The 24425-nt window shown below is 72.3% G+C and carries 17 protein-coding genes, 1 rRNA gene and 1 pseudogene; 14 read left to right on the top strand and 5 right to left on the bottom strand.

Annotated features, from left to right (window positions below):
- Both rrf and ACZ5VC_RS29910 read left to right on the top strand, forming a co-directional pair.
- Positions 1–88, top strand: a 5S ribosomal RNA gene (rrf, locus tag ACZ5VC_RS29915); the annotation flags it as partial.
- Positions 89–1641: 1553 nt separating this feature from the next.
- Positions 1642–2442: a tetratricopeptide repeat protein gene (locus tag ACZ5VC_RS29910; protein ID WP_469123104.1), complete on the top strand. Its 801-nt coding sequence runs from the start codon at positions 1642–1644 to the stop codon at positions 2440–2442.
- Positions 2443–2509: 67 nt separating this feature from the next.
- On the opposite strand, the gene ACZ5VC_RS29905 is transcribed toward ACZ5VC_RS29910, so the two are convergent.
- Positions 2510–3793: a DUF1015 domain-containing protein gene (locus ACZ5VC_RS29905; protein WP_469123103.1), complete on the bottom strand. Its 1284-nt coding sequence runs from the start codon at positions 3791–3793 to the stop codon at positions 2510–2512.
- 72 nt (positions 3794–3865) lie between these two features.
- Between ACZ5VC_RS29905 and ACZ5VC_RS29900 the strand changes: the two genes are divergently transcribed.
- From ACZ5VC_RS29900 to ACZ5VC_RS29885, 4 genes are all read left to right on the top strand, one after another.
- On the top strand, positions 3866–4915 hold the full coding sequence (locus tag ACZ5VC_RS29900; RefSeq protein ID WP_469123102.1) for an HAD hydrolase-like protein: 1050 nt from the start codon (positions 3866–3868) through the stop codon (positions 4913–4915).
- 134 nt (positions 4916–5049) lie between these two features.
- Positions 5050–6099, top strand: a complete 1050-nt coding sequence (locus ACZ5VC_RS29895) for a FecCD family ABC transporter permease (RefSeq protein ID WP_469123114.1) — start codon at positions 5050–5052, stop codon at positions 6097–6099.
- Positions 6096–7148, top strand: a complete 1053-nt coding sequence (locus ACZ5VC_RS29890; RefSeq protein WP_469123101.1) for a FecCD family ABC transporter permease — start codon at positions 6096–6098, stop codon at positions 7146–7148. Before ACZ5VC_RS29895 ends, ACZ5VC_RS29890 begins: the two co-directional genes overlap by 4 nt.
- Positions 7145–8032: an ABC transporter ATP-binding protein gene (locus ACZ5VC_RS29885; RefSeq protein WP_469123100.1), complete on the top strand. Its 888-nt coding sequence runs from the start codon at positions 7145–7147 to the stop codon at positions 8030–8032. The genes ACZ5VC_RS29890 and ACZ5VC_RS29885 overlap by 4 nt, the downstream gene beginning before the upstream one ends.
- Here ACZ5VC_RS29885 and ACZ5VC_RS29880 read toward each other — a convergent pair.
- Positions 8029–8376 carry an SCP2 sterol-binding domain-containing protein gene (locus ACZ5VC_RS29880; protein ID WP_469123099.1) on the bottom strand — a complete coding sequence of 116 codons (348 nt, stop codon included), beginning with the start codon at positions 8374–8376 and terminating at the stop codon, positions 8029–8031. The genes ACZ5VC_RS29885 and ACZ5VC_RS29880 overlap by 4 nt on opposite strands.
- Before the next feature lie 42 nt (positions 8377–8418).
- On the opposite strand from ACZ5VC_RS29880, the gene ACZ5VC_RS29875 reads away from it, so the two are divergent.
- The 5 genes from ACZ5VC_RS29875 to ACZ5VC_RS29855 all read left to right on the top strand — a co-directional run bounded on the left by ACZ5VC_RS29875 (position 8419) and on the right by ACZ5VC_RS29855 (position 13937).
- Positions 8419–8691 (top strand): hypothetical protein, encoded by a 273-nt coding sequence (locus tag ACZ5VC_RS29875; protein ID WP_469123098.1) that lies wholly within the window; start codon positions 8419–8421, stop codon positions 8689–8691.
- Between the two features lie 7 nt (positions 8692–8698).
- Positions 8699–9514 carry a TlyA family RNA methyltransferase gene (locus ACZ5VC_RS29870; protein ID WP_468709706.1) on the top strand — a complete coding sequence of 272 codons (816 nt, stop codon included), beginning with the start codon at positions 8699–8701 and terminating at the stop codon, positions 9512–9514.
- Positions 9515–9537: 23 nt separating this feature from the next.
- Complete coding sequence (locus tag ACZ5VC_RS29865) at positions 9538–10446, top strand: NAD kinase (protein WP_469123097.1); 909 nt, start codon at positions 9538–9540, stop codon at positions 10444–10446.
- Between the two features lie 496 nt (positions 10447–10942).
- The gene (recN, locus tag ACZ5VC_RS29860) at positions 10943–12661 is read left to right on the top strand and encodes a DNA repair protein RecN (RefSeq protein ID WP_469123113.1); all 1719 of its coding nucleotides are present in this window, start codon (positions 10943–10945) and stop codon (positions 12659–12661) included.
- A gap of 199 nt (positions 12662–12860) precedes the next feature.
- On the top strand, positions 12861–13937 hold the full coding sequence (locus ACZ5VC_RS29855; RefSeq protein ID WP_469123096.1) for a glycosyltransferase family 4 protein: 1077 nt from the start codon (positions 12861–12863) through the stop codon (positions 13935–13937).
- Positions 13938–14017: 80 nt separating this feature from the next.
- On the opposite strand, the gene ACZ5VC_RS29850 is transcribed toward ACZ5VC_RS29855, so the two are convergent.
- Entirely contained in the window at positions 14018–15646 is a 1629-nt protein-coding gene (locus ACZ5VC_RS29850) for a PucR family transcriptional regulator (RefSeq protein WP_469123095.1), read from the bottom strand.
- Positions 15647–15807: 161 nt separating this feature from the next.
- On the opposite strand from ACZ5VC_RS29850, the pseudogene ACZ5VC_RS29845 reads away from it, so the two are divergent.
- Positions 15808–17306: pseudogene (locus ACZ5VC_RS29845) on the top strand (APC family permease).
- A gap of 11 nt (positions 17307–17317) precedes the next feature.
- The gene (locus ACZ5VC_RS29840) at positions 17318–18937 is read left to right on the top strand and encodes a flavin monoamine oxidase family protein (protein WP_469123094.1); all 1620 of its coding nucleotides are present in this window, start codon (positions 17318–17320) and stop codon (positions 18935–18937) included.
- Positions 18938–18939: 2 nt separating this feature from the next.
- Here ACZ5VC_RS29840 and ACZ5VC_RS29835 read toward each other — a convergent pair whose 3' ends face one another.
- Together ACZ5VC_RS29835 and ACZ5VC_RS29830 are read right to left on the bottom strand one after the other, a co-directional pair.
- The gene (locus tag ACZ5VC_RS29835) at positions 18940–20340 is read right to left on the bottom strand and encodes an FAD-binding oxidoreductase (protein ID WP_469123093.1); all 1401 of its coding nucleotides are present in this window, start codon (positions 20338–20340) and stop codon (positions 18940–18942) included.
- Positions 20341–20435: 95 nt separating this feature from the next.
- The gene (locus tag ACZ5VC_RS29830) at positions 20436–22238 is read right to left on the bottom strand and encodes a glycoside hydrolase family 15 protein (RefSeq protein WP_469123112.1); all 1803 of its coding nucleotides are present in this window, start codon (positions 22236–22238) and stop codon (positions 20436–20438) included.
- A 467-nt stretch (positions 22239–22705) separates the two neighbouring features.
- Here ACZ5VC_RS29830 and ACZ5VC_RS29825 point away from each other — a divergent pair, with 467 nt between their 5' ends.
- Positions 22706–24355 (top strand): CTP synthase, encoded by a 1650-nt coding sequence (locus ACZ5VC_RS29825; RefSeq protein ID WP_469123092.1) that lies wholly within the window; start codon positions 22706–22708, stop codon positions 24353–24355.
- Positions 24356–24425 lie beyond the last annotated feature (70 nt).

Raw genomic sequence — 24425 nt, 5'->3', positions numbered from 1 at the left:
CGGTTACATTCCGAACCCGGAAGCTAAGCCTTTCAGCGCCGATGGTACTGCAGGGGGGACCCTGTGGGAGAGTAGGACGCCGCCGAACAATCTTTCAGGACCCTTGGTCCCAGCGTTCACGCTGGGACCAAGGGTCCTTTTGTTTTTGCTTTGTATTTCCCGAAGCGCGTCGGATCGCCGACTGCGCGAGAATGACAGCGGTACCCGAAGACAGGAGCCTTCCCCATGTCCCCCAACTCCTCCTCCGACGATCGTCCGGAGCGCGAGCCGCGTCGTGATGACCGGGACCGTGGCGGCTTCCGTGGGCCGCGTCGAGACGACCGGCCGGCCTTCCGTCGGGACGACAGCCGCGGCGACCGTCGTGACGACCGTGGCCCGCGTCGGGACGACGACCGTGGCCGTGGCGGCTACGGTCGGCGCGACGACAACCGTGGCTCCTCGACCGGTGGCGGCGCTGGTTTCCGCCGTGACGACAACCGGGGTTCCTCTGCCGGTGGTGGCGGCGGCTTCCGCCGTGACGACAACCGGGGCCCCTCCTCCGGTGGTGGCTTCCGCCGTGACGACAACCGTGGTGGTGGCGGCTACGGGCGCCCCAGTGGTGGTCCCGACCGTCGTGACGACCGCGGCCCGCGTCGCGATGACAACCGTGGTGGCGGCGCCGGTGGTGGCTTCCGCCGTGACGACAACCGGGGCTCCTCCGGCGGTGGTGGCGGCTACGGCCGCCGTGACGACAACCGTGGCGGCGGCTTCCGCCGCGACGACCGCCGTGATGACCGTCCGGCCTTCCGCCGCGACGACCGTCGTGACGACAACCGTGGTGGTGGCGGCTACGGGCGCCCCAGTGGTGGTCCCGACCGTCGTGACGACCGCGGTCCCCGCCGTGACGACGATCGTGGTCCCCGTCGCGAGGGCGGCTTCCGCCGTGACGACAACCGCGGTCCCTCCGCCGGTGGCGGCTTCCGTCGTGACGATCGCCGTGATGACCGTGGCCCGCGTCGTGATGACAGCCGCGGTGGTGGCTATGGCCGTCCGAGCGGTGGCTTCGAGCGTCGTGACGAGCGTCCGGCCTTCCGCCGCGACGACGACCGTGGCCCCCGTCGTGACGATCGCCGTGACGACCGTGGCCCGCGTCGCGATGACAACCGCGGTGGTGGCTATGGCCGTCCGAGCGGTGGCTTCGAGCGTCGCGACGAGCGTCCGGCCTTCCGCCGCGACGACGACCGCGGCCCCCGTCGTGACGATGACCGTGGTCCCCGTCGTGACGATCGCCGTGACGACCGTGGCCCGCGTCGTGACGACGACCGTGGCCGTGGCGGCTTCGAGCGTCGTGAGGAGCGCCCGCCGTTCCGCCGCGACGACCGCCGTGACGAGCGTCCGGCCTTCCGCCGCGACGACGACCGCGGCCCCCGTCGTGACGACAGCCGTGGCCCGCGCCGCGACGACGACCGCGGTCGTGGTGGCTACGGCCGCCGTGACGACCGGCGCGACGACCGCGGTGGATTCCGCGGCCGTGACGACCGGGGTCGTGATGACCGTGGCGGTTACGGCCGTCGGGACGATCGCGACCGCGACCGTGATCGCGAGCCCATCAAGCGTCTGCCGATCCCCCAGGACGTCACCGGGGACGAGATCGACCAGGACGTGCGCCAGGAGCTCATGAGCCTGCCCAAGACGCTGGCCGAGGACGTCGCCAGGAACCTGGTGATGGTCGCCAAGCTCATCGACGAGGACCCGGAGCAGGCGTACGCGTACTCGCGCGTCGCCCTGCGGCTCGCCTCGCGTGTCGCCGCCGTGCGCGAGGCCGCCGGCTTCGCCGCGTACGCGACGCAGAAGTACTCGGAGGCGCTGGCCGAGTTCCGCGCCGCCAAGCGGATGACCGGCAGCGTGGAGCTGTGGCCCGTCATGGCCGACTGCGAGCGCGGCATGGGCCGGCCGGAGCGGGCGATGGCGATGGCCGGCGAGCCCGAGGTGCAGAAGCTGGACAAGGCCGGGCAGGTCGAGATGCGGCTCGTCGCCGCCGGTGCCCGCCGGGACATGGGGCAGCTCGACGCAGCCATCGTGACCCTGCAGAGCCCCGAGCTGGCGTCCAGCTCGGTCCAGCCGTGGACCGCGCGCCTGCGCTACGCGTACGCCGACGCGCTGCTCGCGGCCGGCCGTGAGGACGAGGCGCGCGAGTGGTTCGCCAAGGCGCTGGAGGCCGACAAGGACGGGGCCACCGACGCCTCGGACCGGCTGGCCGAGATGGACGGGGTCGAGTTCGTCGATGCCGTCGATGAGGCCGACGCGGCCGACGAGGCGGGATTCACGCAGGAGCCGGAGGAGGCCGAGGAGTCGGGCGACACCGACACCGAAGCCGACACCGTCGTCAGGAACGACGCCGTCGAGCACGCTGCGGTCGAGCACGACGTGGTCGAGGACGTCGAGGGCGACGACAAGGCCTGATGTCGCATGAGAACGGGCGGCACCCTCCGGGTGCCGCCCGTTTTTCGTTGCCGGCGACCCGGGTCCGTCAGTCCAGCAACAGGCTGCGCAGGACGAGGCCGGTGGCCGGCTTCGGCCCGAAGGACGTGGACTTGCGCGGCATGGTGACGCCCTGGCGGGCGAGATCCCTGACGACCTCTTCCGGTACCGGGTGCATCAGCACCGCCGTTCCGCCCCGGCGTTCCGCCAGCTCGACCGCCGCCTCCGTGTCGTGGATGTAGGTGATGGCCTCGGGGGCGTCGGGGATTCCCCATAGGTGGTCGAGCAGCGTGGAGTGCAGGACCGTGGCGTCCAGGGTGCGCCAGGCCTGGGGCCGGTCGGTGCGGATCGTACGGGCGAGGAGGTCCTGGTCCGGGCGGTCGACCAGGTGGAAGCCACCGTCACCGGCGAGCAGGAAGGCGTTGCCTTCGCCGGCCGCGGCGCCCAGGGCCTCCAGGGCCCGCGGGAGCGGGCCGTCGACCGGGCGGACGCGGAAGCCGTCGCCGAGGGCCGCGAGTGCGTCGGCGAGCGGGAGACGGTTGAGCAGGCGGTGGATGGCTCGGACGCGCAGCGGGTAGCGGGCGGTGTCGATGAGGAGGACCAGGCCGTAGTTCCACGGGCCGGGCGTCCCGGCGTGCTCGTCGCGCAGCCGCAGATAGGCCGCGCAGCGGTGGTGGCCGTCGGCGATCAAGGCCTGATGCTGTGTCAGGTCGGCGGAGACGGCGGCGAGATCGGCCGGGTCGGTGAGCGACCAGAGCCGGTGGCTGAAGCCGTCTTCGGTGGTGGTGGAGAGCAGCGGGGTCCGGTGGATGGCGCGTTCGATGACGGCGGTCGCCCCGGTCGCGCTGCCGTTGCCCCGGTAGGTCAGGAGCAGCGGCTCCAGATTGGCGGCGGTCGTGCGCATCAGGGCGGCGCGGTCCTCGACGACGTGCGGCATGACGTCCTCGTGGGGCAGGACGACGCCCTCGGCGGGGCTGGACAGTTCCAGGGCGCCGATGATCCCGCGCTGGAGGATGTCGCCGCTGCGCTGCTCGTAGACGTACAGGGCGGGCTCGGGGTCCGGGGCCAGGACGCCGTCGGACAGCCAGCGTTCCAGGGTCTGTGCGGCCTGCTGGTGGCGTTCTCCCGCGGTGTCGGCCTGCGGCAGGATCAGCCGGACGATGTTGTGCGGATCGGCCGATTCCAGATGGTTCAGGCCGTCCGGCCGGACGACGACGTCGTACGGCGGTGAGGTCACGGCGGCGAGGCTGCCGACCCGCTCGGGGACGTACCGCAGTCCGCGGAACGGGAGCAGGTGCAGACCGTCGTTGGCCTCGGGACCTGAGGTGTTCATTTCGTCATCGTATGTGGGGTGGCGGCATGCGCGATGATCGGGGGAGTGGCAGCGAATGAGGAGCAGGGATCTATGGGGCAGCAGGGAAAAAATCGGCCGAACGACCGGCCGCGTGGGAGTGCGGCCGCGCTGAGCGAGGCGTACGACACGGCGCTGCTCGACCTCGACGGCGTGGTGTACGCGGGCGGTGAGGCGATTCCGTACGCGGTGGAGGCGCTGGGTGCGGCCCGGGCCGGCGGGATGCATCTCGCGTACGTCACCAACAACGCGCTGCGGACGCCGGACGCGGTGGCCGCGCATCTGACCGAGCTGGGCGTGCCGGCGGAGGGCGCCGATGTGATCACCTCTGCTCAGGCCGTGGCGCGGTTGATCGCCGACCAGGTGCCCACGGGGTCACGGGTGTTGGTGATCGGCGGCGAGGGGCTGCGGGTCGCGCTGCGCGAGCGCGGGCTCGAGCCGGTGGAGTCGGCGGACGACGACCCGGCGGCGGTGGCACAGGGGTATGGCGGGCCGGAGCTGCCCTGGGGGCGGTTCGCGGAGGCCTGTTACGCGATTGCCCGCGGCGCGCCGTGGTTCGCGTCCAATACGGATCTGACGATTCCGAGTGCGCGGGGCATCGCGCCGGGCAATGGCGCGGCCGTGGAGGTCGTACGCATCGCCACGGGCGCGGAGCCTCAGGTGGCGGGCAAGCCGCTGCCTCCGATGCACCGGGAGACGGTGCTGCGGACCGGGGCGCGTCGGCCGCTGGTGGTCGGGGACCGGTTGGACACGGACATCGAGGGCGCGTTCAACGGAGGCGTGGACTCGCTGCTGGTCCTGACCGGGGTGACGGATGCCGCGCAGCTGCTCGCGGCGGTGCCGGAGCACCGGCCGACGTATGTGGACGCGGATCTGCGCGGGTTGCTGACCGGTCAGCCGGAAGTCTCCGAGGCCGAGGGGGGGTTCACGTGTGGGGGGTGGACCGCGTCGGCCCGGGGCGAGGCGCTTGTCCTCCAGGAGCCGGAGGGGGACGGCGAGGTGCTCGACGGGCTGCGGGCGCTGTGCGCGGCGGCGTGGACGCAGGCGGGCGAGGGCTCGTGCGCGCTCGATGCCGGGAAGGCGCTGGCCCGGCTGGGGTGGTGAGCGCCCGTCCGCTCCGCCCGGCGGCACCACCGCCCGCCGGGCCGGGGCGAAGGCGTACCTGAGGGCTTCAGGCGGCGTACGTCCCGGCCGCCCGGGCCCGAAGCAATGGCAGGGTAGGCTAACCTAACCTCGTGTTGGTCGACAGTCCTCCCCGAACGAGCGCGGAGCCGATAGCCGCTGCCCAGCCCTCCCGGCGCAACTCCGTGCGTGCGCTCGGGCTGCTGGCCGCCCTCGGTGTCCTGCTGCTGGTCTGTGTCGCGAGCATCATGGTCGGCGCCAAGGAGGTGCCGCTCGCCGATGTGTGGCACGGTCTGTTCCACAACACCGGGGTCGGCAACGACGTCGTCGTCAAGGACGTCCGGGTGCCCAGAACGCTGCTGGGGCTGCTCGTCGGCACCGCGCTCGGGCTCTCCGGGGCCGTGATGCAGGGACTCACCCGCAACCCGCTCGCCGAGCCGGGCCTGTTGGGGGTGAACGCCGGCGCGTCCGCCGCCGTCGTGACCGCGATCTCCTTCTTCGGCGTCACCTCGATCAGCGGCTATGTGTGGTTCGCGTTCCTCGGCGCGGCCGTCGTCTCCGTGGTCGTCTATCTGCTGGGCGGCAGCCGCAGCTCGACACCCGTACGGCTGGCGCTCGCCGGTACCGCCTCCACCGCCGCGCTCTACGGCTACGTCAACGCCGTACAGCTGCTGGACTCGGCGGCCCTCGACCGGATCCGCTTCTGGACCGTCGGCTCGCTGGCCGTCGCCGACATGGAGACGGTCCGGAAGGTCGCGCCGTTCGTCCTGGCCGGCATCGTGCTCGCGTTGCTGATCGCCCGGCCGCTCAACGCGATGGAGCTGGGCGACGACACCGCCAGGGCGCTCGGGGCCAACCTCAACCGCACCCGGGTCCTCGCGATGCTGGCCGTCACCCTGCTGTGCGGGGCCGCCACCGCAGCCTGCGGACCGATCGTCTTCGTCGGCCTGATGGTGCCGTACCTCGTCCGCGCCCTCACCGGACCGGACATGCGCTGGATCCTGCCGTACGCGGCCGTCCTCGCGCCCGTCCTGCTGCTCGGCTCCGACGTCATCGGGCGGGTGGCCACCCGCCCCTCCGAGCTCCAGGTCGGCATCGTCACCGCGCTCCTCGGAGGACCCGTCTTCATCCATCTCGTACGCCGCAAGAGGATGGCCCAGCTGTGACCGTGCCCACCACCCGTACGGTGAAGGCGATACGCACACCCGGCGGGCTCTCCGTACGCGTCGAGCCCCGGGCCGCGCTCGCCATGCTGCTGCTGGCCGGGGTGATCCTCGCGGCCGCCGTCGTCCTCATCGGCAGCGGCGACTTCCCCATCGCGCCCGGCGACGTCGTCGCCACCCTCCTGGGCAACGGCACCGCCGCCCAGGAGTTCATCGTCCAGGACCTCCGCCTGCCCCGGGTCCTCGTCGCGATCCTGGTCGGCGCGGCCCTCGGCATCGGCGGCGCCGCCTTCCAGTCGATCTCCCGCAACCCGCTGGGCAGCCCGGACGTCATCGGCTTCGGCCAGGGCGCCACCGTCGGCGCGCTCTCGGTGATCGTCCTGTTCCAGGGCAGCGCCACCGCGGTGGCGGGCGGCGCGGTCGTCGGCGGCATGGTCACCGGCGTCGCCGTCCATCTGCTCGCCTGGAAGCGCGGCGTGCACGGCTACCGGCTCGTCCTCGTCGGCATCGGAATCGCCGCCATGCTCACCGCGGTGATCCACTATCTGCTCACCAAGGCGAACCTGGTCGACGCCACCCGCGCGGTGCTGTGGATGACCGGCTCGCTCGACGGCCGCGACTGGGCCCAGTTCTGGCCGCTGCTCGGTGTGTGCGCGGTGCTCCTCCCGTTGATGCTCGGCCTCGGACGGCCACTGCGGATGCTGGAGATGGGCGACGACGCGGCGTATGCGCTCGGGGTACGGGTCGAGCGGACCCGGGTCGTCCTCATGACCTGCGCCGTTCTGCTCGTCTCCGTCGCCACGGCCGCCGCGGGCCCCATCGCCTTCGTGTCGCTGAGCGCCCCCCAGCTGGCCCGCCGGCTCACCCGCTCGCCCGGCCCCAACCTCGGCGCCTCCGCCCTCATGGGCTCCGCCCTGCTGCTGGTCGCCGACTGGACGGCCACCAACGCCTTCGGCGAGCGCCGGCTGCCCGTCGGGGTCGTCACCGGGGTCGTCGGCGGCTGCTATCTGCTGTGGCTGCTGGTCACCGAACGCAAGGCGGGCCGGATATGACCGACGCGTCCACGACCGCGAAGAACCCCAGGAGTACGTCCATGCAGCGCCAGCGCCTCAGCGCCGATTCGGTCACCCTCGCCTACGACCAGCGGGTCATCGCCCGTGACCTCTCCGTCGAGATCCCCGACCACTCCTTCACCGTGATCGTCGGGCCGAACGCCTGCGGCAAGTCGACCCTGCTGCGCGCGCTGTCCCGGATGCTGAAGCCCTCCCAGGGGCAGGTGCTCCTCGACGGCCAGGCCATCCACCGCATGCCCGCCAAGCAGGTCGCCAGGACGCTGGGGCTGCTTCCGCAGTCGTCCATCGCGCCGGACGGGATCACCGTCGCCGACCTCGTCTCCCGCGGCCGCTACCCGCACCAGGGCCTGCTGCGCCAGTGGTCCCCCGAGGACGAGCGGATCGTGCAGGAGTCGATGGCCGCGACCGGCGTCGCCGAGCTGGGGGAGCGGTACGTCGACGAGCTGTCCGGCGGCCAGCGCCAGCGCGTCTGGATCGCCATGGCCCTCGCCCAGCAGACCCCGCTGCTACTGCTCGACGAGCCGACGACCTTCCTCGACATCCAGCACCAGATCGACGTACTGGACCTGTGCGCCGAGCTCCACGAGACGCAGGGCCGCACGCTCGTCGCCGTCCTGCACGACCTGAACCACGCCGCGCGGTACGCCACGCACCTCATCGCCGTCCGGGACGGGAAGGTCGTCGCCGAGGGCCCGCCGTCCGAGGTGGTCACCGCCGAACTGGTCGAGCGGGTCTTCGGGCTGCGCTGCCAGGTGATCGAGGACCCCGAGACCGGGACTCCGCTCGTCGTCCCGGCGGGGCGCAAGGCACGCTCCAGGGCCGGCTCGCTCACCACCGCCGCCCCGGCGGGGGAGTCCCGCTAGAGCAGCGAGCGCAGGCGCAGCAGATCGCGGAATCCGGCCTCCAGCCGGAGCCGGCCCGAGGCCCACGTCCGCGCGAAGTTCAGCTCGCCGTTCACCAGGGCCACCAGGTCGTCGCCCGTCATCGCCAGCCGGATCTGGGCCCGACCGGGCGGCGGGCCGTCCACCGCTTCCACGTCCTCGATCCGGCCGTCGCGCAGCCGCCCCGTGAAGGTGGTGTCCAGGTCGGTGATGTGGCAGCTCAGGGTGCGGTCGAGCGCGACAGCGCCGCGCACCTCGCCGTCCGCGCGCGCCAGCGTGTCCGAAAGCTTGTCGAGTGCGCCGCGGCACTCCTCCGTCGTGGCCATCGAGACCGACCGTACCCCAGTGCTTCGCGGTAGCGTCTGGGCATGAGCGAAGCGCCCGAAGCGCCGAAGGCCGCCGAAGAAGCCGCCCCGGAGGCGTACGACCCCGCCGCCCCCGCGCCCCTCGGCGTGGAGCGCGCCCCCACCGGGAACCCCGGTGTCGACGCCTGCCTGGAGCGTCTCGCCGACGCGGACCACCTCCCTGCGGACGGACACCTGGAGGTGTACGAGGATGTACACCGGGGACTGCGGGACGCGCTGACCGCGCTCGACGCGCGGCCGGCGGGCCGCCCCGAGCCGTACGACAACAGGAGCTGAACCGAACGTGGCAGGAGTGGCACGCCGCCGCCTCGACGCCGAGCTGGTACGTCGCAAGCTCGCCCGCTCACGTGAGCACGCGAGCCAGCTGATCGCGGCGGGACGGGTGACGGTCGGCAAAACCACCGCCACCAAGCCCGCCACCCAGGTGGAGACCGCCGCGGCCATCGTCGTCACCCAGGACGACAGTGACCCGGACTACGTCTCCCGGGGCGGCCACAAGCTCGCCGGGGCCTTCGCCGCCTTCGTGCCGCGCGGGCTGAAGGTGGAGGGCAGGCGGGCGCTCGACGCCGGCGCGTCCACCGGCGGCTTCACCGACGTACTGCTGCGGGCGGGCGCCGCGCACGTCGTCGCCGTGGACGTCGGCTACGGACAGCTCGCCTGGTCTTTGCAGAGCGATGAACGGGTCACGGTCAAGGACCGTACCAACGTACGTGAATTGACACTCGACCTCATCGACGGTGAGCCGGTCGACCTGGTCGTCGGAGATCTGTCGTTCATCCCGCTGGGGCTGGTTCTGCCCGCCCTGGTGAGGTGTACGGCGGCCGACGCCGACCTGGTGCTGATGGTGAAGCCGCAGTTCGAGGTGGGCAAGGAACGCCTTGGTACGGGCGGGGTGGTACGCAGCACCGAGCTGCGCGCCGACGCCGTGCGGAACGTGGCGCGACAGGCCGGGGAACTGGGCCTGGGCGTGCTGGGCGTCACCGCCAGCCCGCTGCCCGGCCCCTCGGGCAATGTCGAGTACTTTCTGTGGCTGCGGGCGGGGGCGCCCGCGCTCGATCCGGCGGATGTGGACCGCGCCGTGGCGGAGGGACCTCGTTGAGCTCGACGACAGCAGCAACGCCAGTGGAACCCGACGGGGCGCCGCGTACCGTCTTCCTGGTCGCGCACACCGGCCGTCCGGCGGCCGTGCGCAGCGCGGAACTCGTGGTGCAGGGGCTGCTCCGCAGCGGCATCGGCGTCCGCGTCCTCGCGGCGGAGGCGGCCGATCTTCCGCTGCCCTCGGCCGTGGAGACCGTGCCCGAGGCCTGCTCCGACGTCCTCGTGGGCTGTGAGCTGCTGATCGTGCTGGGCGGCGACGGGACGCTGCTGCGCGGCGCCGAGTTCGCCCGGGCGTCCGGAGTGCCCATGCTCGGCGTCAACCTGGGCCGGGTCGGCTTCCTCGCCGAGGCCGAGCGCGACGACCTCGACAAGGTCGTGGACCGGGTCGTCACACGCGCCTACGAGGTCGAGGAGCGGATGACCCTCGACGTCGCCGTGTACCAGAACGGCGATGTACTGCACTCCGACTGGGCCCTCAACGAGGCCGCCGTGCAGAAGGTCTCCCCCGAGCGGATGCTCGAGGTGGTCCTCGCGATCGACGGACGGCCGGTGACCGGGTTCGGCTGCGACGGCGTGATCTGCGCGACGCCGACCGGCTCGACCGCCTACGCCTTCTCGGCGGGCGGCCCGGTGATCTGGCCGGAGGTGGAGGCGCTGCTGATGGTGCCGATCGGCGCGCACGCGCTGTTCGCCAAGCCGCTGGTCACCACGCCGGACTCGGTCCTCGCAGTCGAGGTGGAGCCGCACACCCCGCACGGGGTGCTGTGGTGCGACGGGCGGAGGACCGTCGAGCTGCCCGCGGGAGCCCGCGTGGAGGTACGCCGGGGTGCGGTGCCCGTCCGCCTGGCCCGACTGCACCACGCGTCGTTCACGGACCGTCTGGTCGCCAAGTTCGCCCTGCCGGTGTCGGGCTGGCGCGGGGCGCCGCACTAGCCGGGCGGGACCCGGGCGCGGTCGGGGCGTACGGCCCTGCGCCCTGGCTGTCCCCGTCGGTATGTCCGCCGTCCACGACCTCGGCGCTGCCGTGTGGCCGGGACTCGTCCGGTGCGAGCGCCTTCCGGACCGTCGTCGCACGGTGGCGCATCACCGCGCGCAGGCGGGCGGGTGGCGAGCAGCGCGGGCGGTACGGCGCCGCCGCGAGCCCCCTGGGGCCGGCCGGGTGACGTACGGGGGAGTGCCGCCCCGCACGTGGCCAGGACGGGGAACGCGCCCTGGCCGGTCTCCACGGCCGGGTGCGCCGGGTCCGCGGCCGGGGGAGGTGCTTTCGGCCCTCGCCGGTCCGTCTCCCCGCCGGGACGTCCCTCGCGGTGACCTGCCCACTCCGGCGGGTGACAGCGGTCCGCCGCGACCTGCGCCTTCGCCGCCACCGGGCAGGGCCCGTCGCACACCGGCCCTCTGACCTCGTAAGGTCATGTCCGTGTTGGAGGAGATGCGGATACGGTCGCTCGGAGTCATCGACGACGCGGTCATCGAGCTGTCGCCCGGTTTCACCGCGGTGACCGGCGAGACGGGCGCGGGCAAGACCATGGTCGTCACCAGCCTTGGGCTGCTGCTGGGCGGTCGCGCCGACCCCGCGCTGGTGCGGATCGGTGCGGCGTCCGCCGTCGTCGAGGGGCGCATCAGCGTGCCCGCCGGCGCGCCCGCGGCGGTACGGGCCGAGGAGGCGGGCGCCGAGCTCGACGACGGGGTGCTGCTCGTCAGCCGGACGATCTCGGCCGAAGGGCGCTCGCGAGCCCATCTCGGCGGGCGTTCCGTGCCCGTCGGACTGCTCGCCGAGCTCGCCGACGAACTCGTCGCCGTCCACGGCCAGACCGACCAGCAGGGCCTGCTCAAGCCGGCCCGGCAGCGCGGCGCGCTCGACCGGTACGCCGGTGACGCGGTCGCCGTGCCGCTCGCCGCCTACACCGAGGCGTACCGGCGGCTGCGGGTCGTCACCGCCGAGCTGGACGAGCTCACCACGCGTGCGCGGGAGCGGGCCCAGGAGGCCGATCTCCTGCGCTTCGGCCTCGGCGAGATCGAGGCGGTCGAGCCGCGCGCCGGCGAGGACGTGGAGCTGGCCGCCGAGGCGGAACGCCTCGGTCACGCCGAGGCCCTGGCCTCCGCCGCGTCCCACGCCCACGGCGCGCTCGCGGGCGACCCCGAGGATCCCGAGTCCGTCGACGCGACGACCCTCGTCGCCGGGGCCGGCCGGGCGCTGGAAGCGGTGCGCGCGCACGACCCCGCGCTCGCCGCGCTCGCCGACCGGATCGGTGAGATCTCCATCCTGCTCTCGGATGTGGCCGGGGAACTGGCGGGCTACGCGGACAACCTGGACGCCGACCCGCGCAGGCTCTCCGCCGTCGAGGAGCGGCGCGCCGCGCTGACCGGGCTGACCCGCAAGTACGGCGAGGACATCAACGCCGTCCTCGCGTGGGCGCAGGAGAGCGCCGGCCGGCTCACCGAGCTGGAGGGCGACGACGACCGCATCGGCGAGCTGACCGCAGAACGCGACAAGCTGCGGGCGGAGCTGTCCGGCCTCGCCCAGGCCCTCACCGACGCCCGTACGGAGGCGGCCGCGCGGTTCGCCGACGCGGTGACCGCCGAGCTGGCCTCGCTCGCCATGCCCCACGCGCGCGTGTCCTTCGACATCCGGCAGACCGAGGACCCGGACGGTGTGGAGGTGGGCGGCCGCCGCGTCGCGTACTCCCCGTCCGGCGTCGACGAGGTCGAGCTGCTGCTCGCCCCGCACCCCGGCGCCCCGCCCCGGCCGATCGCCAAGGGGGCGTCCGGCGGTGAGCTGTCACGGGTGATGCTCGCCGTGGAGGTCGTCTTCGCCGGGACCGATCCGGTCCCGACCTATCTGTTCGACGAGGTCGACGCGGGCGTCGGCGGCAAGGCGGCCGTCGAGATCGGACGTCGCCTCGCGAAGCTCGCCAAGTCCGCGCAGGTCGTCGTCGTCACCCACCTTCCGCAGGTGGCGGCCTTCGCTGACCGGCAGTTGCTCGTCGAGAAGACCAACGACGGCTCGGTGACCCGCTCCGGAGTCACCGTCCTGGAGGGTGAGGACCGGGTACGGGAGCTGTCCCGGATGCTGGCCGGCCAGGAGGACTCGGAAACGGCCCGTGCGCACGCGGAGGAACTGCTGGCGACGGCCCGCGCGGACGGCTGACCGCCGGGACCGCCGACGGGCCGACCGCGCCCCCGGACGGCCGAGGTGGCGACCGGGCGGCGGCTGACGGGACCGTCAGCGCCGCCCCCTCCCGGGATCACCCATGTGAGTGATCCCGGGCGCGGAGTTGCAGCGCCCGACACGGGAACGACGCCGCACCGGTGCCGGAACGTGCGTACGGACTGGCATCCTTGGGCGCGTGACACAGCTGCGTACGGTCCAAGTGCTGGGCGGCGGCAGCGCGGGCAGCAGCGCACACGTCAGATCACTTGCCGCGGGGCTCGTGGCCAGGGGAGTGCGGGTGACCGTCTGCGCCCCGGCCGAACTCGACCGCGTCTACGACTTCCTCGGCGCCGGGGCGCACTTCGTGCCCGTCGCGCGCCGCAACGACCCCGCGACCGTCGCCGCGCTGCGCCTCGCGTGCGCCGGAGCGGACGTGGTCCACGCGCACGGGCTGCACGCCGCCGTTCGCACGGGCCTCGCCCTCGGTGGCGGAGGCACCCCCCTCGTCGTCACGTGGCACACCCGCAGCCATGCGGACGGGGCGCGGGGCGGACTGCTGCGGCTCCTGGAGCGAAGGACCGTACGGGCGGCGGCCGTCGTCCTCGGGACCTCGTCCGAACTCGTCGACCGGGCCCGACGCCGGGGCGCCCGCGACGCCCGTCTGGCACCGATCACCATCCCGGCCGCCCGAGGGCCCCTCGGCCCGCACGACGGCAAGGCGCGCGCCGAACTGGGCGCCGTCGAGAGGCCGTTGCTCATGGCGGTCGGCAGCCTCGTGCCCGACCGCGGGTACGACATACTCCTCGACGCGGCCCGGCGGTGGCGGGACCTCGATCCGCAGCCGCTGCTCGTCGTCGCGGGCGAGGGCGGCGAGCGGGCCGCGCTCCAACGGCGGATCGAGACGGAGGCGCTTCCGGTCCGGCTGGTCGGCCGCCGCGACGACATCACCGAACTCCTCGCCGCCGCGGACGTCGCGGTCCTTCCGTCCCGCTGGGAGGCCCGCTCCCTCCTGGCCCAGGAGGCACTGCGCCTCGGCGTCCCCCTGGTCGCCACCGCAGTCGGCGGAGTCCCCGAACTCGTCGGGGACGCGGCGGAGCTGGTGCCGTACGGGGACGCGGAGGCGCTCGCGGGGGCGGTGACCGGGCTGCTGGCGGACGCGGACCGACGCGCGGCACTGTCGGCGGCGGGCCGGGCGCAGGCGTCGACCTGGCCGACGGAGGACGAGACGATCGCGCAGGTCCTGAGCGTGTACGACGAGCTGACAGGGGCCTAGGTCGAGTCCGCAGCCCAGGGCCTGCCTTTCGGATCAGGCCGGGTCCCGGACCCTTCCGCCGGGCCACGGGCACCTCCGCGCTACGCCACCGTGTGCCTGCGCGCCCTCAGCGCCAGCGACAGGGCCAGGACCGTCTGCGGATCATCCAGGTCCGTGCCCAGGAGTTCGGAGATGCGGCCCAGCCGGTTGTACAGCGTCTGACGGTTCAGGTGGAGCTCGCGGGCCGTCTCCGCCTTGCGGCCCGCGTGCGCCAAGTAGGTCTCCAGGGTCGGCAGCAGCGGCGGCCGCGACGACCGGTCGTGGTCCCGCAGCGGGCCGATCGCCCGGTCCACGAAGGCCGCCAGGTCCGGATGGTCCCTCAGCCGCCACAGCAGCAGGTCGATGTCCAGTCGGCGGGCGTCGTACCAGGGGCGGTCCGAGAGGCCCTGCGCGGCCGTCGCCGTCTCGGCCGCGTGCCGAAGCCCCGCCGACGCCGCCGCCCAGCCGCCGGGGACGCCGACGACCACGACCGGCGGATGCGCCCCGGCGCGTTCCAGGCCGGCCCGCTCCACGCCGGCCCGCAGCGCCGCGGCGACCCGGTCCGCGACCGCCGTACGCTCCGACTCCGACCGCAGGCCCAGCAGCAGGGGCACCCGGCCCTCCACGGGACGCACGCCCAGCAGCACCGGTACGCCCACCGACGACAGCTCCTCCAGTACGGCCCGGGCCAGCAGCGCCCAGTTGCCGGAGGGGGAGAGTTCCGAGGCCAGCCGCATGACCACCGGCAGCAGCGGCCCGTCGCCCGGCTTGAAGCCGAGGACCCGGGCCTGGGCGGGCGCGTCCTCCGCCGTGATCCGGCCCTCCGCGAGGTCGGTGAGGAAGTCGCCCCGGCCCCGCGCCGCCAGCTCTTCCTCCTGCCGGGCCTGCATCAGGACCACCGCGAGGATGCCCGCCGCCCGCTCGGCCGCCATCCGGTGGACGAGGGACAGCGGCGTCGAGACGGCGAGCAGCACCAGACGGGCCCGTACCGCTCCCGTCCCCGGCCCTCCGCCCGGCACGTCCACCAGGACCGCTCCCGTCGGCGGGGCCTCCCGTGCCTCCCGCTGTCCGCGCAGTCCGTCCCACACCTGGAGCGGGTCGGCCGCGGCCGGTCCGGACTCCGTCCCCGCCGCGTAGAGGAGCTGGCCGTCCGCCGTCTCCAGGAAGACCGGGTTCGCGGTGAAGTCGGCGAGGATCCGCAGGACCTGGGGTACTCCTCCGCCCCCGAGCAGCGCCTCCGTGCACTGCCGGTGGACCTCCTCGGCCTGGCGCAGGAGCGCGTAGTGGCCGTTGACGATCTCGGTGTGGATCTCCTCGGTCACCGCCACGAACGGCACCTCGCGGTGCAGCTGGACCAGCGGCAGACCGGCCGCCCGCGCCGTGTCGACTATCGTCGCCGGCAGCCGGGAGAACCGCGGGCCGAGTTCCACGACGAGCGCCGCGATCCCGCGGTCCGCGAGCCGCCGGACGAAGGCCCGCTGCTCGGCGGGGCGGGTCCCGAGCCCCAGGCCGGTCGTCAGCAGCAGCTCGCCGCCCTTGAGCAGCGACGCGATGTTGGGCACCTCGCCGGCGTGCACCCAGCGCACCGTGCGGTGCAGCCGGTCGGCGCCGGCGACCACTTCCGGGAGTCCGCCGCGCAGTCCGGGCAGCTCAAGCGCCCGCTGCACGGTGATCCCGCCCTGATTGTCCATACGTCCGGACGCTACCCGCGTCGATGTTCCGGCAACATCACCCCGCGGTCACAAGCGTGGTGTTCCGGCCCTCTGCCCCGACAACTCGTCGCCCCCACCCGGCATTTGCGCGACCGCCTGTCGATTGTGGTCTACGTCACCCCGGAGGATGGTGTCGCGCCATGGCAGAGAACCCCACCCCAGAGGTGCAGCGGCTCAAGGCGAACTCCGTCGGGCTCGTCGGCGTCGTCTTCATGGCCGTGGCGACCGCCGCCCCGATCACGGCGATGACCGGCAACCTTCCCATCGCCGTCGGCTTCGGCAACGGCACCGGCGCGCCCGCCGGTTATCTCTTCGCGACCGTCGTCCTGACCGTCTTCTCGGTCGGCTATGTCGCCATGGCGAAGCGGATCACCGCGGCGGGCGCCTTCTACGGCTACATCTCCCACGGCCTCGGCCGCATCGCCGGAATGGCCTCGGGGATGCTCGCCGTCCTCGCGTACATCGTCTTCGAGGCCTCGATCGTCGGGGTCTTCGCCTACTTCACCAAAACGACGGTCGCCGACCAGCTCGGTGTGGACCTGCCGTGGGTCGTGTACGCGGCGGGAATGCTCGCGGTGACCGCCGTCCTCGCGTACTTCGACATCAACCTCACCGCCAAGGCGCTCGGCGTGATGCTGATCGCCGAGATCGCGGTGCTGTTCGCGGTGGCCACCGCGGTCCTGCTCGCGGGCGGCGGACCGGACGGCATACCCGTCGAGCCGATCAACCCCGTGAACGCCTTCACCGGCAGCTCCGCCGGTCTGGGGCTCTTCTTCGCCTTCTGGTCATGGGTCGGCTTCGAGTCGACCGCGATGTACGGCGAGGAGTCCCGCGACCCCAAGCGGGTGATCCCCAAGGCGACCCTGATCTCCGTCGTCGGCGTCGGGCTCTTCTACATCTACGTCTCCTGGATGACCATCGCGGGCCACGGCCTGACCGGCGCCGTGAAGGTGTCGGGCTCCACCAGCCCCCTCGACCTCTTCTTCGACCCGGCACGGTCCTTCATTGGCGCCTGGGCCGTCGACGCCTTCCAGTGGCTGCTGCTCACCGGCTCCTTCGCCTGTGGCATGGCCTTCCACCAGTGCGCCTCGCGCTATCTGTACGCGATCGGCCGCGAGGGCTTCCTGCATCCCGCGCTCGGACGCACCCACCCCCGGCACGGTTCCCCGTACATCGCCTCCTACGTCCAGTCGGTGATCGCCGTCGTCCTCGTCGGCGTCTTCTGGGTCACCGGCCAGGATCCGTACATCCACCTGTACACGCTGCTCGCCATCCTCGGCACGATGGCGATCCTGATCGTCCAGACCCTCTGTTCCTTCGCCGTCATCGGCTACTTCCGCAAGAACCACCCCGAGGACCGGCACTGGTTCAGGACCTTCACCGCCCCGCTGCTCGGCGGCATCGGCATGATCGCCGTCGTCGTCCTGCTGGTGATCAACATGGACACGGCGGCCGGCACGGCAGCGGCTCGCTCGTCTTCAAGGCCATCCCGTGGATCGTCGGAGCGGTGTTCTTCGGCGGCCTCGGCCTCGGCTTCTACCTGCGGGCCAAGCGGCCCGAGCGCTACGAGATCATCGGCCGGATCGTCCTCGAGGACGCGGCCGAACGCGAAGAGACCCCCACCGCCGCCACCGTCTGAGGAGTCCAGCCATGTCCCGTACGCCTCTGATGCACGCCCTGAGACGACTCGCCGCCGAACACTCCGCCGCCAGGCGCCTGGACCTGCCGGTGGCCGAAGTGCGCGGCTCGACCCGGCGCGAACTGCTGACCAGGGCAGCCGCCCTCGGTCTCGCCGCCGGGATCGGAGGGGCCGCCGTCCGGCCCGCCCCGGCCCGTGCCGCCGAATCCGCCGCCGCACCCCGGATCGCCGTGGTCGGCGCCGGGATCTCCGGCCTCACCGCGGCCCTCACCCTCAAGGACGCGGGTCTGAACTGCACGCTCTACGAAGCCAATCCGTCGCGCGTCGGCGGCAGGATGTGGACCCAGCGCGACCTCTGGGCGAATGGCCAGACCTCCGAGATCGGCGGCGAGCTGATCGACACCGGCCACAAGAAGATCCTTGAGCTCTGTCGCCGCTTCGGGCTCCCCGTCGAGGACTTCCTCGGCGGCGGACCGAACGGAGCCGAGGAGGTCCTGTGGTTCCAGGGCACCTACTATCCCCGCTCCCGGGCCGACGAGGACTTCAAGGCGGTCTACCAGTCCCTCCACCGCGACCTGTCCGAGGCGGGCGAGGTGAAGTGGAACCAGACCACCGCGGCCGGCACCGCACTCGACAACATGTCGATATACGAATGGATCGACACCCGGGTCCCCGGCGGCCACGGCTCCCCGCTCGGCCGGTTCATCGACGTCGCCTACAACGTCGAGTACGGCGCGGAGACCACCGAGCAGTCCGCGCTCGCCCTGGTCCTGCTCATGGGCTACCAGACCAATCCCGGCGAGTTCAACGTCTGGGGGCTGTCCAACGAGCGGTACCACATCACCGGCGGCAACGACCAGCTCCCGCGCGCCATCGCCCAGTCCCTGCCCGCCGGAACCCTGCGCATGGGCTGGTCCCTGACCGCCGTCCGGGCCAACGCCGACGGCACCCAGACGCTGACCTTCACCGAGGGCGGATCCACCCGGACCGTCACCGCGGACCGCACGATCCTCTGCGTCCCGCTGCCCGTCCTCCAGGGCCTCGATCTGTCCCGCGCCGGATTCGACCCGCTGATGACGAACCTGCTGCGGGACGCCCGTATGGGGTACTGCACCAAGCTCAACATGCAGTTCTCGTCGAGGCCCTGGCGGGGGACGGGCCCCTGGCCCGGGGTGTCGGCGGGCGACTGCTTCACCGACACCGCGGTCCAGCAGACCTGGGACACCACGAAGATCCAGCCCGGGACCGGCGGCATCCTCCTCCAGTACGGCGGCGGCAGCCTCGCCAGGTCGCTGACGCCGGCCGGGCCCTTCTCCACCCAGACGGACCCGTACGTGCGCGACCTCGCCGCGCGGTACCTCGCGGGCATCGACGCGTTCTTCCCGGGCACGTCCCGGGCCTTCACCGGCAAGGCCCAACTGTCCGCCTGGCACCGCAACCCGTACTCCCTGGGCGCCTATTCGTGCTGGCCCGTGGGGTACCTGCACCGCTACGCCGGATACGAGGGCACCCCGCAGGGCCGTGTCCACATTGGCGGCGAGCACTGCAGCTACGACTTCCAGGGCTTCATGGAGGGCGGCGCCACCGAGGGCGAGCGGGCCGCGCGGGAGGTGATCGCCGCGCTGCGCTAGCGCTACTCGGGAGCCGGCTCGATGTTGTGGTTGAGCCGGAAGACGTTGTCGGGGTCGTACTCGGCCTTGATCGCGGCGAGGCGCCGGTAGTTGCCGGCGCCGAAGCCGGAGACGACCCGTTCCCGGCCCTCCTGGCCGGTGAAGTTGAGGTAGACGGCCCCGGTGGACCACGGCTCGACGTCCTCGCGGACGTCATGGACCCACTTCCTGCCGCGGTCGTCGTCCGCCGGGTCGTCCCAGATCGCGAAGGGGTGGGTGGCCCAAGGGGCCTGACGCCAGGGGACCGGGTACTCGGCCCCCGTCCTCGCCAGCGCGCCGCCCAGCGGGAACAGCACATGCTGGCTGCCGGACGGAACGATCATGCTGTACGCGCGGGCGCAGAACCGGTCCACGGCCTCGTCGGGGAAGGCGTCGAGATACTCCACGGACCAGTAGTTCCGCAGCCCGGGCGGATCGTCGAGCATGCACTGGAAGTCGGCGTAGGGCAGCGCGCCGATCACCTCGCCCTCGTGCGGGATGCCCAGCAGCGGCCCGGACAGCTCGCGCACCTGGGCCTCGGTGCCCGCGTAGGTCACCAGCGCCCCGCACAGCAGCTGTCCCACCAGGTGCTCCGGTACGAACTCCTCGGGCGGCGCGGTCAGGTAGACGACCCCGCCCCCGGCCTCGTCCGGTGCTGAACCCAGGAGGTCGCGGTACATCCGGACCACCTCGGGACCCCGCTCCGGCAGGTAGAGGATCAGCGCCATGGCGAAGGAGGGCAGCGGATGCAGCCGCAGCGTCATCGCCGTGGCCACTCCGAAGTTGCCGCCACCGCCGTGCAGCGCCCAGAAGAGCTCCGGGTTCTCCTCGCCGCTCGCGTGGACGGACGCGCCCTCCGCGGTGACGAGATCGACGGAGACCAGGTTGTCGCAGGCCAGCCCGTGCAGGCGCTCCAGCCAGCCGGACCCCCCGCCCAGGGTGAAGCCGCCGACGCCGGTGGTCGAGGCGCGGCCGCCGGTCGTCGCCAGACCGTACGGCGCCGCCGCCCGGTCCATGTCGCTCATGGTGGCGCCGCCGCCCAGACGCACCGTACGGACCTCGGGATCGACGTCCGCCGAATTCAGCCGGCGCAGGTCCACGACCAGACCGCCGTCGGTGAGGGCCATGCCCGCGACGCTGTGGCCGCCACCGCGGACCGCGACCGCCAGCTCGTGCTCACGCCCGAAGCGGACCGCCCGGGCCACGTCCTCTTCGGAGCCGCACTGTGCGATCACCGCGGGATGCCGGTCGATCATGCCGTTGAAGACCTTCCGGGCCTCGTCGTAGCCCGGATCGCCGGGGACGAGGACATCGCCGGACAGTTCCTCGCGGAAGCCGTCCAGAGCCGTGCTCTTCACGCTGTTCTTCACGCCGGGGGGAGCCATGATGCCCCCTTCCAAGGGGCGACAGGACCATTTCAGACTAGCCCCGGAAGGGGACCGACGACGCGTCGAACGGTCCCCGCCCCCGGCGGCGCGGGCTAGCCGCCGTACGCCCCGCTCGCCGTCAGCCGCAGCGCCGTGTCGATCAGGGGAACGTGACTGAAGGCCTGCGGGAAGTTCCCCACCTGCCGCTGCAGCCTCGGGTCCCACTCCTCGGCGAGCAGACCGAGGTCGTTGCGCAGCCCGAGCAGCTTCTCGAAGAGCCTGCGCGCCTCGTCCACGCGCCCGATCATCGCCAGGTCGTCCGCGAGCCAGAACGAGCAGGCGAGGAACGCGCCCTCGTCGCCCTCGAGGCCGTCCACGCCCGCGTCCTCGCCCGCCGTCGGATACCGCAGGACGAAGCCGTCCTCGGTCGACAGCTCACGCTGGATCGCCTCGATCGTGCCGATGACCCGCTTGTCGTCGGGCGGCAGGAAGCCCATCTGCGGAATCAGCAGCAGCGAGGCGTCCAGCTCCTGCGAGCCGTACGACTGCGTGAAGGTGTTCCGCTCCTTGTCGTACCCCTTCTCGCAGACATCGCGGTGGATGTCGTCCCGCAGCTCCCGCCAGCGCTCCAGCGGGCCGTCCGCGTCCCCGGACTCGATCAGCTTGATCGTCCGGTCGACGGCGACCCAGGCCATCACCTTGGAGTGCACGAAGTGCCGGCGCGGCCCGCGCACCTCCCAGATGCCCTCGTCGGGCTGGTCCCAGTGGTTCTCCAGGTAGCGGATCAGCTTCAGCTGGAGCAGCGAGGCGTAGTCGTTGCGCGCCAGGCCCGTCATATGGCCGAGGTGCAGGGCCTCGGTGACCTCGCCGTACACATCGAGCTGAAGCTGGTGCGCGGCGCCGTTGCCGACCCGTACCGGACTCGAGTTCTCGTAGCCCGGCAGCCAGTCCAGCTCCGCCTCGCCCAGCTCGCGCTCGCCCGCGATGCCGTACATGATCTGCAGGTTCTCCGGGTCGCCCGCGACCGCCCGCAGCAGCCACTCGCGCCACGCGCTGGCCTCCTCGCGGTAGCCGGTGCGCAGGAGCGAGGAGAGGGTGATCGCGGCGTCCCGCAGCCAGGTGTAGCGGTAGTCCCAGTTCCGTACGCCACCGATCTCCTCGGGCAGTGAGGTGGTGGGCGCGGCGACGATGCCGCCGGTGGGCGCGTAGGTGAGCGCCTTCAGCGTGATCAGCGAACGGACCACGGCCTCGCGGTAGGGCCCGTGGTACGTGCAGTGCTCGACCCATTCCCGCCAGAAGTCCGCGGTCGCGTCGAGCGCGCCCTCGGGGTCGGGGAGCGCCGGCGGCTGGTGGTGGGAGGGCTGCCAGCTGATCGTGAAGGCGATCCGCTCGCCGGGGGTGACGGTGAAGTCGGAGTACGTCGTCAGGTGCTCGCCGTGCGTTTCGACGGCGGTATCCAGCCAGACCGAGTCGGGCCCGGCGACGGCGACCGTGCGCCCGTCCACCTTGTGCACCCACGGCACCACACGGCCGTAGCTGAAGCGCATCCGCAGCGCCGAGCGCATCGGAACGCGCCCGCTCACGCCTTCCACGATGCGGATCAGCTGCGGGGCGCCGTCACGCGGCGGCATGAAGTCCGTGATGCGGACAGTGCCGCGCGGGGTGTCCCACTCGGACTCCAGGATGAGCGAGTCGCCCACGTACCGCCGGCGGTCGGCGACCGGTGGGGTGCTGCCCTCCGCGTGGGCGGGCCCCACCCGCCAGAAGCCGTGGTCCTCCGTGCCCAGAAGCCCGGCGAAGATGGCGTGCGAGTCGAAGCGGGGCAGGCACAGCCAGTCCGCCGAGCCGTCCCGGCAGACCAGGGCTGCGGTCTGCATGTCTCCGATGAGTGCGTAATCCTCGATGCGCCCGGCCACGTGCATCTCCAGTCGAACGGCCACGTCCGCCCCGCGGGGCGCTTACTGAGTCTCACATGACTCTGTTCTCACATGAGTCTCTGCGGTCAAGGGATCGTTGACGAGCTCTTGTTCCGGTGGGCGGGGGTGGTGCCGTTGGCCGGCCTGGCTCGGCAGCGAGTGTCCGAGCAGGATACGACGCAAGGTGATGATCTGCGCGACCGCCTTGGCAACACGGCGCGGCCGAACGCTTGACTCAAGGGTGGCGAAGGGGTCGAGCCCGGGGGGTCGTCGCGCGAAGTGCACGGACGACTGCCGCGCGTGGCCGGAAGCGGCCGCCCGCCGTCGCTGATACCCTGGTACCCCGTGGACCGGTGGTCGGCCTGTGAAATCCAGGGGCCCCGAAACCGCAGCGACGGCACCCCCGAAATCTGGGCGGAAGCCGGCACGCACCTCGACTCAGCGACCACGGGAGCCCCCTCTTGGCGATGCCGCCCAAATCCACGACGACCAAGCACATCTTCGTCACCGGGGGTGTCGCGTCCTCCCTCGGCAAGGGCCTGACCGCCTCCAGCCTGGGTGCGCTGCTCAAGGCGCGGGGTCTGCGCGTCACCATGCAGAAGCTCGACCCGTACCTGAACGTCGACCCGGGCACGATGAACCCGTTCCAGCACGGCGAGGTGTTCGTCACCAACGACGGCGCCGAGACGGACCTGGACATCGGTCACTACGAGCGTTTCCTCGACGTCGACCTCGACGGCTCGGCCAACGTCACCACCGGCCAGGTCTACTCGCAGGTGATCGCCAAGGAGCGGCGCGGCGAGTACCTGGGCGACACCGTCCAGGTCATCCCGCACATCACCAACGAGATCAAGCACCGCATCCGCCGCATGGCCACCGACGACGTCGACGTCGTGATCACGGAGGTCGGCGGCACGGTCGGTGACATCGAGTCGCTGCCGTTCCTGGAGACCGTCCGCCAGGTCCGCCACGAGGTCGGTCGGGACAACGTCTTCGTCGTGCACATCTCGCTGCTGCCCTACATCGGCCCGTCGGGCGAACTGAAGACCAAGCCGACCCAGCACTCGGTCGCCGCCCTGCGGAACATCGGTATCCAGCCCGATGCGATCGTGCTGCGCGCCGACCGTGAGGTCCCCACCGCCATCAAGCGCAAGATCTCGCTGATGTGCGACGTCGACGAGGCCGCGGTGGTCGCCGCCATCGACGCCAAGTCGATCTACGACATCCCGAAGGTGCTGCACACCGAGGGTCTGGACGCCTACGTCGTGCGCAAGCTCGACCTGCCGTTCCGCGATGTCGACTGGACCACCTGGGACGACCTGCTGGACCGCGTCCACAACCCCGAGCACGAGGTCACGGTCGCGCTCGTCGGCAAGTACATCGACCTGCCCGACGCCTACCTCTCGGTCACCGAGGCGATGCGGGCCGGCGGCTTCGCGAACAAGGCCCGGGTCAAGGTCAAGTGGGTCACCTCCGACGACTGCAAGACCCCGGCCGGGGCGAAGAAGCAGCTCGGTGACGTCGACGCCATCCTCATCCCCGGTGGCTTCGGCGACCGCGGCGTGAGCGGCAAGGTCGGCGCCATCCAGTACGCCCGCGAGAACAAGGTCCCGCTGCTGGGTCTGTGCCTGGGCCTGCAGTGCATCGTGATCGAGGCCGCGCGGAACCTGGCCGAGATCCCCGACGCCAACTCGACCGAGTTCGACCCCGCGACCGCCCACCCCGTCATCTCGACGATGGAGGAGCAGCTCGCTTACGTCGAGGGCGCCGGCGACCTGGGCGGCACGATGCGTCTCGGCCTCTACCCGGCGAAGCTCGCCGAGGGCTCGATCGTCCGTGAGGTCTACGGCGACCAGCCCTACGTGGAGGAGCGCCACCGCCACCGCTACGAGGTGAACAACGCCTACCGCGCGGAGCTGGAGAAGAAGGCGGGCATCGTCTTCTCGGGCACGTCCCCCGACAACAAGCTCGTCGAGTACGTCGAGTACCCGCGCGAGGTGCACCCCTATCTGGTCGCCACCCAGGCGCACCCGGAGCTGCGGTCGCGCCCGACCCGCCCGCACCCGCTGTTCGCGGGCCTGGTGAAGGCGGCCGTGGAGCGCAAGACGGGTAAGTAGCGCACAGGCGATACGGTTGACCGGGGTACGAGCCTTCTTCAGGCACGTGCCCCGGTTTTCTGTGCGAGGG

It is taken from the genome of Streptomyces sp. NPDC033174 (assembly GCF_055577795.1).
This window is presented reverse-complemented; position numbering and strand designations above follow the sequence as displayed.

Coding starts and splice junctions, on each gene's coding strand:
- ACZ5VC_RS29880 (WP_469123099.1), bottom strand. CDS start 8,376: ATGGCCACGACGGAGGAGTGCCGCGGCGCACTCGACAAGCTTTCGGAC.
- ACZ5VC_RS29850 (WP_469123095.1), bottom strand. CDS start 15,646: ATGGACAATCAGGGCGGGATCACCGTGCAGCGGGCGCTTGAGCTGCCC.
- ACZ5VC_RS29835 (WP_469123093.1), bottom strand. CDS start 20,340: ATGGCTCCCCCCGGCGTGAAGAACAGCGTGAAGAGCACGGCTCTGGAC.
- ACZ5VC_RS29825 (WP_469123092.1), top strand. CDS start 22,706: ATGCCGCCCAAATCCACGACGACCAAGCACATCTTCGTCACCGGGGGT.
- ACZ5VC_RS29840 (WP_469123094.1), top strand. CDS start 17,318: ATGTCCCGTACGCCTCTGATGCACGCCCTGAGACGACTCGCCGCCGAA.
- ACZ5VC_RS29905 (WP_469123103.1), bottom strand. CDS start 3,793: ATGAACACCTCAGGTCCCGAGGCCAACGACGGTCTGCACCTGCTCCCG.
- ACZ5VC_RS29885 (WP_469123100.1), top strand. CDS start 7,145: ATGACCGACGCGTCCACGACCGCGAAGAACCCCAGGAGTACGTCCATG.
- ACZ5VC_RS29875 (WP_469123098.1), top strand. CDS start 8,419: ATGAGCGAAGCGCCCGAAGCGCCGAAGGCCGCCGAAGAAGCCGCCCCG.
- recN (WP_469123113.1), top strand. CDS start 10,943: ATGCGGATACGGTCGCTCGGAGTCATCGACGACGCGGTCATCGAGCTG.
- ACZ5VC_RS29900 (WP_469123102.1), top strand. CDS start 3,866: ATGGGGCAGCAGGGAAAAAATCGGCCGAACGACCGGCCGCGTGGGAGT.